This window comes from Halobacillus sp. BBL2006 (assembly GCF_000786645.1).
GTDB lineage: Bacteria > Bacillota > Bacilli > Bacillales > Halobacillaceae > Halobacillus.
The window spans coordinates 1-8,769 of the sequence record NZ_JRNX01000019.1 but is presented as its reverse complement, the minus strand read 5'-3'; the positions used below and the strand labels follow the sequence as shown (position 1 = coordinate 8,769).

General features: G+C 41.5%; 7 protein-coding genes. 1 reads left to right on the top strand and 6 read right to left on the bottom strand.

Annotation, left to right across the window (positions count from 1 at the left end):
- Positions 1 to 94: 94 nt before the first annotated feature.
- The 5 genes from LD39_RS00955 to LD39_RS00935 form a co-directional block, all read right to left on the bottom strand.
- On the bottom strand, positions 95 to 607 hold the full coding sequence (locus LD39_RS00955) for an adenine phosphoribosyltransferase (RefSeq protein ID WP_035541864.1): 513 nt from the start codon (positions 605 to 607) through the stop codon (positions 95 to 97).
- A complete protein-coding gene (recJ, locus tag LD39_RS00950) occupies positions 597 to 2,924 on the bottom strand; it encodes a single-stranded-DNA-specific exonuclease RecJ (RefSeq protein ID WP_035541863.1) in 2,328 nt (775 codons plus the stop codon). Before recJ ends, LD39_RS00955 begins: the two co-directional genes overlap by 11 nt.
- Positions 2,925 to 2,980: 56 nt before the next feature.
- Positions 2,981 to 3,313 carry a lipopolysaccharide assembly LapA domain-containing protein gene (locus LD39_RS00945; protein WP_035541861.1) on the bottom strand — a complete coding sequence of 111 codons (333 nt, stop codon included), beginning with the start codon at positions 3,311 to 3,313 and terminating at the stop codon, positions 2,981 to 2,983.
- A 109-nt stretch (positions 3,314 to 3,422) separates the two neighbouring features.
- Positions 3,423 to 5,705: a protein translocase subunit SecDF gene (gene secDF / locus LD39_RS00940; protein WP_035541859.1), complete on the bottom strand. Its 2,283-nt coding sequence runs from the start codon at positions 5,703 to 5,705 to the stop codon at positions 3,423 to 3,425.
- Between the two features lie 199 nt (positions 5,706 to 5,904).
- Positions 5,905 to 6,201, bottom strand: coding sequence for a post-transcriptional regulator (locus LD39_RS00935; protein ID WP_035541856.1), 297 nt, complete (start codon positions 6,199 to 6,201; stop codon positions 5,905 to 5,907).
- 121 nt (positions 6,202 to 6,322) lie between these two features.
- Between LD39_RS00935 and spoVB the strand changes: the two genes are divergently transcribed.
- Positions 6,323 to 7,879 carry a stage V sporulation protein B gene (gene spoVB, locus LD39_RS00930; RefSeq protein ID WP_035541853.1) on the top strand — a complete coding sequence of 519 codons (1,557 nt, stop codon included), beginning with the start codon at positions 6,323 to 6,325 and terminating at the stop codon, positions 7,877 to 7,879.
- A 19-nt stretch (positions 7,880 to 7,898) separates the two neighbouring features.
- On the opposite strand, the gene LD39_RS00925 is transcribed toward spoVB, so the two are convergent.
- Positions 7,899 to 8,549, bottom strand: a complete 651-nt coding sequence (locus tag LD39_RS00925) for a DUF421 domain-containing protein (RefSeq protein ID WP_035541852.1) — start codon at positions 8,547 to 8,549, stop codon at positions 7,899 to 7,901.
- Between the last annotated feature and the right edge of the window lie 220 nt (positions 8,550 to 8,769).

Genomic DNA, 8,769 nt, shown 5'->3' with positions numbered 1-8,769 from the left:
AACATTATCAAAAAAAGAATGAAAAATGTAAAGCGATAAATGCTACCAGCTTCAGTAAAACAAAGAGCGCCCTAATGAGGGCACTCTTTCTTATCTAATATTGCATTAGTGTCAATACGTCGTAGCCATCCAATTTGCTGCGGCCGTCTAAATAAGTAAGCTCGATCAAGAAAGCACAACCGGCAACTTCTCCGCCCAGTTGTTCAACTAAATCGATCGTTGCTTCAATTGTTCCGCCTGTAGCGAGCAAATCATCAATGATCAATACACGCTGGCCAGGTTTAATAGCATCCTTATGAATGGTTAATACGTCACTGCCATACTCCAATCCATAATCAACCTTGATGGTTTCCCTAGGCAGTTTTCCTTCTTTTCGAACTGGTGCAAAACCAATTTCAAGCGCATAGGAAACGGGGCATCCGACGATGAACCCTCTGGCTTCAGGCCCGACTACAATATCGATGTCCTGTTTTTTGGCATATTCAACAATTTCGTCTACAGCTGACTTAAATGCTGGACCATTATCCATTAAAGGAGTGATGTCTTTAAATTGTACCCCTTCTTTTGGCCAATCTTCTACGATGGCGATATGTTCTTTATAGTCCATTAACAACTTCCTCCTTGACGGGCTTAACGTTTACGTTTAAATATTGATTGAACCAATTCTTCAACTCTTTATATGTGGAATAGTACAGGGTCTTTTCAATCTTCAATTGCTTTTCTCTTTCTTGATAAAGCGTTGATTCTTTTAAGTCTTTTTTCGAAGGTTGCGAATTGATCGTAATAAGTCCATCTTTTATTTTAACAAACTCAAGTTCAAAAAACACCTGTGAAATGAAATCTACCATGGAGCGGTCCCAGCCTTTACGTTTGGCCAGTTGATCTCCTTCTTGGTGAAGGTTAAACTCTTTCCGCTTCAACAGCATACCATAAAACCATTTAAAATGATCTCGTGAAGGCCAGGCTTTTAAAAAGGTACTTTCTTCCACTCTATAACAGACGTAAATTTTACTAACCGTTATGTTTTGTATTAGTTCTTCCAATTGTTTGAGATCTTTTGGTAAATCCATAAGAATCAACCCGTCTATATGTTCTTTCGGCTTGAAATCCTTATCCATATAGATTGGAACATCGTGAGGAGCCTGTGCAGCACCATTGAAGGTGACGGCTGCATAAGATTCATCTCCTGGAATAGCAATGCTTTTTTCCACATGTCTTGATCCTCGCAGGTCAAATAGCTGCCAGTCTTCTATTTGAAGATCCTGGATCATAATTTGAAGGTTCTTGCGCCCGTTCCATTCGTTGATGCTTAGTTCTCCTACAATATCTAACTCGTCTGATGGGGCAATTTGGGAATAAAGATCGCCCATCCCAAAAGCAAGTCCATCCACACGTGAGGATTCTGCTTGAAATTGAAATTTCAGATGATTCTTCTTACTGCCAATCAAGCGCACTTCTTTTGGCGAATGTTTGACATGAAATAACGGTTTCGGGTTTCCCATTCCGAATGGGCGAAGCTGATTTACTTCTTCAATTTGCTGTAAGGAAATGTCTTCAAGCTCTACAGACATTTCTATATCGAGGACTTGCTGGTAATCGTCCTCCGTCAATTTCTGTTCAGCAAGTTCATTTAAATCAGCTCTCAATGCATCGATTTGATCAATCGAAAGCGTCATTCCGGCAGCTTGAGCATGGCCTCCAAAGTGCATAAATCGATCCCTTACTTCCATGCAGTTCGCAAACAAATCAAAGGCACCGATGCTTCTAGCTGATCCCTTCGCTTCCCCTTTTTCAAGGTCGATGCCCAATACGATGGCGGGGCGATCGTATTGACGCACCAGTTTAGAAGCTACGATCCCTAATACACCTGGGTTCCATCCCTCTTTTGCTACAACGATGACATTTTCTAGATCATTCGACCTCTCCGCAAGCATTTCTTCTGCTTGCTTCGCAATATCAGCAACGATTTTTTGTCGTTCCTGATTCAATTGGTTGATAAATTTTGCAATTTCCAACGCTTCTTCCACGCTTGAAGAAAGGAGCAGATCTACGGCTGGAGTCGCATCTTGCAGTCGACCAACGGCATTCAATCTCGGGCCGATCGTAAACCCAATCGTTTCTTCATTAAACTCGCCTTCAATGCCGCAAACTTCTTTTAAGGCTAAAATTCCCGGCCGTTTGGATTGCGAAATCGCCTGTAAGCCAGTAGCTGCTAATACACGGTTTTCCCCTTGTAACGGGACCAGGTCAGCAATAGTACCGATGACGACAAGATCAAGTAAATTCTTTGGAAAACGCCCTAACAATGCTTGGGCGAATTTAAACGCTACTCCTACTCCTGCCAACTCCTGAAATGGATAATGACTAGAAGTCTTCGGATGAATAATCGCATATGCATCCGGCAGAACTTCTTGTACTTCGTGGTGGTCTGTAATAATTAAATCGATCCCTAATTGCTTGGCAACATCGGCCTCATGCATCGCCGCTATCCCTGTATCTACCGTAATGATTACAGAGAAACCCGAATCATGAGCAAACCGGAAGGCTTCTTCATTAGGTCCATATCCTTCCGTGAACCGGTTAGGGATATAAAAATCGCAGTCGGCTCCTGCCTCTCTCAGCGCTTCGACCATAACTGTCGTAGAACTGACTCCATCCGCGTCATAATCCCCAAACACCAGGATCGATTCCTCGTTACTGATCGCTTTTCTTACCCGGTCGACCCCTTTATTCATACCTTCCATAAGAAAAGGGTCATGAAGATGCTCGATGGAAGGATTTAAAAAACGGTTGACCGCTTCCTCACTGAAAATTTCCCGTTTCTTCAACAGTTGTTGAGTGAGCGGTGTCAGCCCCTTCAAATGATGACCATCATTCACATCGTCTGTATATGTAAAATTCCATTTCATCTTACTTTGTAACATAAGTTCACCCCTGACCAATCTATTATACAAGAGCGGGACAGGGGTAGCAAACATCTCTATGGAGTTTTATACGTACTGTTTTCTTCCTGGACATTCGTTTCCTCAGACTTCTTCGCCTCTTCACCCTTTTGTGAAGTATGGCTTTTATCTTTTGAAAGTTTTTGGTGTAATGAACGATTCTCTCGCTTTAATTTAAAGTAGCGGACAGCACCGACAGACGCCGTGGCTAATCCCCCTAGCAGTACAGAAATCAAAATGACTAAAATCAAAGGGGCTTCTCCAGAACCAAATAAATAGTTCACTTGAACAGGATCTACGTTAATGACTGCAAATACAGCTATGACTAATGCAAAAATTAGAGCAAAAATAATATATCCTTGACCCTTCATATTTTATCTCCTCTCTTTCCTATCTTAATCTTTACTATAGATATACCCTGTTCCCCTCTCTCTCAATCAAAAAAGCAGCCATCACATACTGTGATAGCTGCTTTTTCTTTTACACCTGCGGGCCGCCAGTTTTTTTCTTTTTGACAAATTGAATTGGTTTGTCCTTAATATTCTTCCCGCGCCAGATCAGCCATAGCTGAGAAGCAATGAACAAGGAAGAGTACGTACCGGCCAGCAAGCCGACGACAAGTGCAAAAGAGAAGTTCGTAATAGATGATGCCCCGAAGAACAATAGCATGACAGCGGCAAAAATGACCGTTAGTACGGTATTTATACTTCGTGCTAATGTTTGCATCAAACTATCATTAACCACTTTCGCGAGCTCCTTAAAGGATTTGACTTTCTTTTTCAACTTCAAGTTTTCACGAATCCGGTCAAAGGTAACAATTGTATCGTTAACAGAATACCCTACTATGGTCAGAATCGCTGCAATGATCGTGATATCAAACTCAAGTCTCGTAATACTGAACAGAGCAATAATGAAGAAGGCATCATGCAACAGTGCGATAATTGCTGTTAAGGCAAAGTAGAATTCAAACCGAATCGTTACATAGATAATGATCCCGATTGATGCGTAAAGAACCGCCAAAGCAGCGTTTTTCGCAAGTTCCTGTCCGACAACAGGTGAAACGGTACTTACGTTCGGCGTGTTCCCATACTGTTCTTCATAATAACTTTGAATCTCGCCGATCTTACCTTTGCTCAATTCACTTTCAAACCGCGCAACGGCTATTTCATTATTGTCACCAGAAATAACAATTTGTTTCGGCTGAACATCAAATTCGTCTTCAAGCGTCTGCTCCACTTGATCGGCGTCAATCTGTTCATTAGCCAAAATTGAAACACGCGAGCCACTAGTGAAGTCAATTCCAAGATTCAGTTTGAAAATCGCGAGTGCTAATATTCCTGCAGCTATTAGCACGATCGAAATTGTGAAGAAGCGTTTACGTAATCCTACGAAATCGAATTTACGTCCGAGAACTTGTGGTTCAACTTCTTCTCCTTCCTCAATATCCTGAACATCTTCCGGCTTGACGCCGAACCATTTTGGACGTTTGTTCAAGAAACGGCTCTTCACCCAAAGACCCATGAATAAGCGCGTTCCATAAACAGCTGTAATAAAGCTGACTAGGATACTGACAATTAACATCGTTGCAAACCCTTTGACTGAGCTTGTACCGAAAATAAAGAGAACCGTTGCGGCAATCAGCGTCGTTATGTTGGCATCTAATATCGTAGACAACGAACGTTTATTACCTGCTTTAAATGCAGACATAACCGATTTTCCAGCTTTCAATTCCTCTTTAATCCGCTCATAGGTGATGATATTAGCATCGACGGCCATTCCTACACCTAAAATTAAGGCGGCAATACCTGGAAGGGTAAGTACCCCGTTCATTAATTCGAATACTAGAAGAATTAAATAAATGTACACAGAAAGGGTAACGACAGCAATTACACCCGGGAACCTGTAATAAGCCATCATGAATAAGAAGATCGTGGCTATTCCGATTGCACCAGCAATAATCGTCTTCTGCATCGCCTGTTCACCAAACTGAGCACCAACTGAAGTAGAATAGGTTTCCTCAAGGTTTACAGGGAGAGAACCTGCATTGAGTAGATCAGCTAACTGCTTCGCAGACTCTACGGTGAAGTTCCCACTGATTTGTACAGAACTGCTTCGGATAGGACCATCACTGAACCCTGGTGCAGAAAGATAAGCAGGATCAGGCTTGCCATATTCCTTAGCAAATGTTGTGTCTGCTTCCTTATAATCTAACCAAATAACCATGACATCTTCTGGATAAGCTGTGTCAGGATTATCCGGAGTATTGTAAATCTCTTTTGAAATCTCATAAAACTTTGAAGCATCTTTTACTTTCAAAGAAACGACTGGCTGGTTCGTTCGTGAATCAAAGGTTTGCTCGGCACTGCCTTCCACCAGATCAGAGCCGTCCAAATACTTTTCACCATTCGCACCTCTAAATGAGAGCTCAGCGGTCGTGGCAAGCAGTTCACGTGCTTTCTGTTGGTCTTCAATACCTGCTAACTGAACACGAATTCGGTTTCCATCTTCGATCGAAATGTTCGTTTCACTGATGCCCAGTGTATTGACACGTCGATTCAAATTTTCAACTGTAGCTTCTAGTACTTGTCTATTGACCTCTTGCCCGTCATCCAGCGGCTCAACATCATAAAGAATTTCAAAACCACCTTGAAGGTCAAGTCCTAATCGAATATCTTTCGTAATGCCTGTTATGGTCGTCCCAATCGTAGCAGCTAAAAGGATCACCACTAAAAAAAAGGCGACGATACGACCTCGTTTCACCATTACGCCGTTTCCTCCTTTATTCCTGAGCACATCCTTTTTGTTCATTATCCAATAAATATGTACAAGTGACCTTACACAAGTTTTGTTTCTCGGATGAGGATGTTTCTCGCTTGTCTTCCCGTAACAATTTTACTACTTATTTCACATTTGGCAACTATTGATTGATTATATGGAAAAATGCTGAAAGCTGTCAATAGAGTTATCTTTCATTATAACCAGCATTGACTGCTTCTAAAGATGCTTCCAGGTCATCGTTTTGATAAGCCTGATTGGTTAAGAAACTTACATATGTATGGCTGTTCAAATGAAAAATATCTTGAACAATGGAGTGCAAGCGTTTTTCTGGATTTCCCTTCCAAACTTTTATCGATAAACAGTCCCAGATCTCTTTTTTCGTTGCACTTTCATATCCCAAAAGTCGAAATTCATCTACTTTACTAATAAGAACAGGGTCAACTTCTTTCTTCCATTGGCTTGCAGTTTTCACTTCTTTCATAACAGTATCTCCTATCTACAGAATTAGATTTCAAAAGAATCGTTTGTCATGCCTTGTCCATCAACGAGCATATACTTTATTGTAGCGGAATTTCAATTCTTTGAGAAGGCGGATCATCATTATGTCAAAACAGACGTTTCTTCATGGAGCTCTCATTCTTGTAGCGGCTGGGTTAATTACGAGGTTACTTGGCTTCATCAACCGGATTGTTGTAGCGAGGGTGATGGGTGCAGAGGGTGTTGGATTATATATGATGGCACTGCCAACCCTCATTTTAGCGATTACCATTACTCAGTTTGGATTACCTGTCGCCATCTCCAAACGGGTATCGGAAGCAGAAGCATTGGGAGACGAAAAGAAAATCAAGCGAATTTTAATCGTTTCGATTAGCGTGACAGGATCGTTGAGTATTTTATTTACCATCGGGTTGTTTCTTTTATCTCCTGTGGTAGCTCACTATTTCTTAACGGATGCAAGAGCCTTGTATCCGTTGTTAGCCGTAACGCCGATCATACCGATTACAGCTGTTTCTTCTGTCGTTAGAGGATATTTTCAAGGTCGTCAAAACATGAAGCCCCAGGCAATGTCTCAAGTTATTGAGCAAATCGTTCGAATCGGAGCGGTCATTGTATTGACGAAGATGTTTTTACCTTATGGTGTTCAGTATGCTGCTGCAGGAGCGATGGCAGCTGTAGTGTTAGGTGAACTTGTGTCATTGATTTACATGCTTAGACAATTCAATCTTCAGAAACGATTCAAACTTAGATCAACATGGACAAAACATGTAAAAGAGGGACGAAACACATTCAATGAACTTATGACCATCGCTCTCCCGACTACAGGGAGCAAATTCATCGGATCTCTGACCTATTTTTTTGAACCGATCCTCGTTGCACAAAGTCTTGCCATTGCAGGAATAGCTGCGGTCGAGTCGACTAAACTTTACGGTGAATTGACGGGTTATATTCTGCCCTTGCTGTTTTTACCTACCTTCCTAACACATGCTCTGTCAACTGCACTTGTTCCGTCCATCAGTGAAGCTGCGGCCAAGGGCAAAAAAGATATTATCCAATACCGAATTCTCCAGTCTATACGTCTATCACTTGCTTCTGGTGGAGTGATCACCATCATATTCATGATTTTTCCAGCCGTTATTTTATTCTCAGTCTATGGTACAAGCCAGGGAGCATTTCTGCTTCAGTTCATGGCTCCTTTCTTTCTATTGCATTATATACAGACTCCTCTGCAAGCTAGTTTACAGGCGCTTGATCTCGCCCAGCCAGCTATGTGGAACTCTTTGATTGGCGCTGTGATTAAATTCATCGTACTGGTTGGATTAAGTTCCCAACCTCAATACGGGATCAACGGAGTGGCTATTGCCATTGTTGTAGGAGTAGTCATTGTCACTTTGCTGCATTTGGCTGTTTTGATCAAACACAAGGTTTTCAAGTTCCCTTCTGAAATGCTGATTCGCTTCTTTGCGGTAATTGGCTGCACAGGGTACGTAGGCTTTGAAATGAAACAACATTGGTTACTAGCGAGCAAGCCTCTTTCCCAACTTATTACAATGGGGATTTCGCTTACGATTTTATATTTTATCCTTCTGTTTGCGTTTAAGCTTCTTCATAAAGATGAGTGGAAAATGATTCCATGGAGCAAAATTCTACCTAAAAAATAGCCCCGTTTGGAGGCTATTTTTATTTGTATTCGTTATTCGCGTCCATTGAGAGTTCCCCTTCCTCATTTATTGTACAAAGAGAAATCTCTTCTACAGACCGAAACCCTTGTTTCTTCACTTCATTCAGCAGCCAATTCTTATTTTTACGAATGGTTTTAAGTCCACTATACTGTACTTCTCCATCTGCAATAAGCACGACAGCGTAATCAGACCCTCCATCATCATTTTTTTCAAATACAGACAACTTACCTGAAGGCTCTAATATAGCGTAGGCTACATCATTAACTTGTTGAATTCCATGCTCGCGGAGTTGTAATAGTAAATCGTTGAAGTTGTATCGCTGGCGTTTCATTTCATACTCATCAATTTTTCCATGTTTAATAAGGACAGAAGGTTTTCCGTCAAACCAGTTACGAAACCGTTGATTCTTCAAAGAAAACCATGCGCTTCCCCACTGGATGATCAAAAGCACGGTCATTGGAACAATCGCGTGCCAAAGAGGCGCTTCTGGCTTTTCTATCAAGAATACGGCAATCTCAGCCAGCATGACGAAAACGACGAGATCCATGACACTCAGTTCACCGATTTCACGTTTCCCCATTAAACGAAATACGAGCAATATTACAAAATAAGTGACGAAAGTTCTAAATATGATTGAGGCTATAACCACGTCCACCCACTACCTTTCATGAAGGTTTGCCTCTTCCTAACATCACCTATTTTTTGATTTTTATTATAAAGGATAAGGCAAACCTTCCTATTACCTTCATCTTACTTCAATAAAGCTCCCGATTGTTGAAGACTCAGTTTCGAGACTTTTTATGTTTCCGTTGCCTTGGATAGAAAAAGAAGGTCCTGGAAATCACTCGCTTTCCATGGGCATGTGGTGA

Excerpts from the sequence above, each read along its gene's own strand:
- LD39_RS00955 (WP_035541864.1), bottom strand. The coding sequence starts at position 607 with ATGGACTATAAAGAACATATCGCCATCGTAGAAGATTGGCCAAAAGAA.
- recJ (WP_035541863.1), bottom strand. The coding sequence starts at position 2,924 with ATGTTACAAAGTAAGATGAAATGGAATTTTACATATACAGACGATGTG.
- LD39_RS00945 (WP_035541861.1), bottom strand. The coding sequence starts at position 3,313 with ATGAAGGGTCAAGGATATATTATTTTTGCTCTAATTTTTGCATTAGTC.
- secDF (WP_035541859.1), bottom strand. The coding sequence starts at position 5,705 with ATGGTGAAACGAGGTCGTATCGTCGCCTTTTTTTTAGTGGTGATCCTT.
- LD39_RS00935 (WP_035541856.1), bottom strand. The coding sequence starts at position 6,201 with ATGAAAGAAGTGAAAACTGCAAGCCAATGGAAGAAAGAAGTTGACCCT.
- spoVB (WP_035541853.1), top strand. The coding sequence starts at position 6,323 with ATGTCAAAACAGACGTTTCTTCATGGAGCTCTCATTCTTGTAGCGGCT.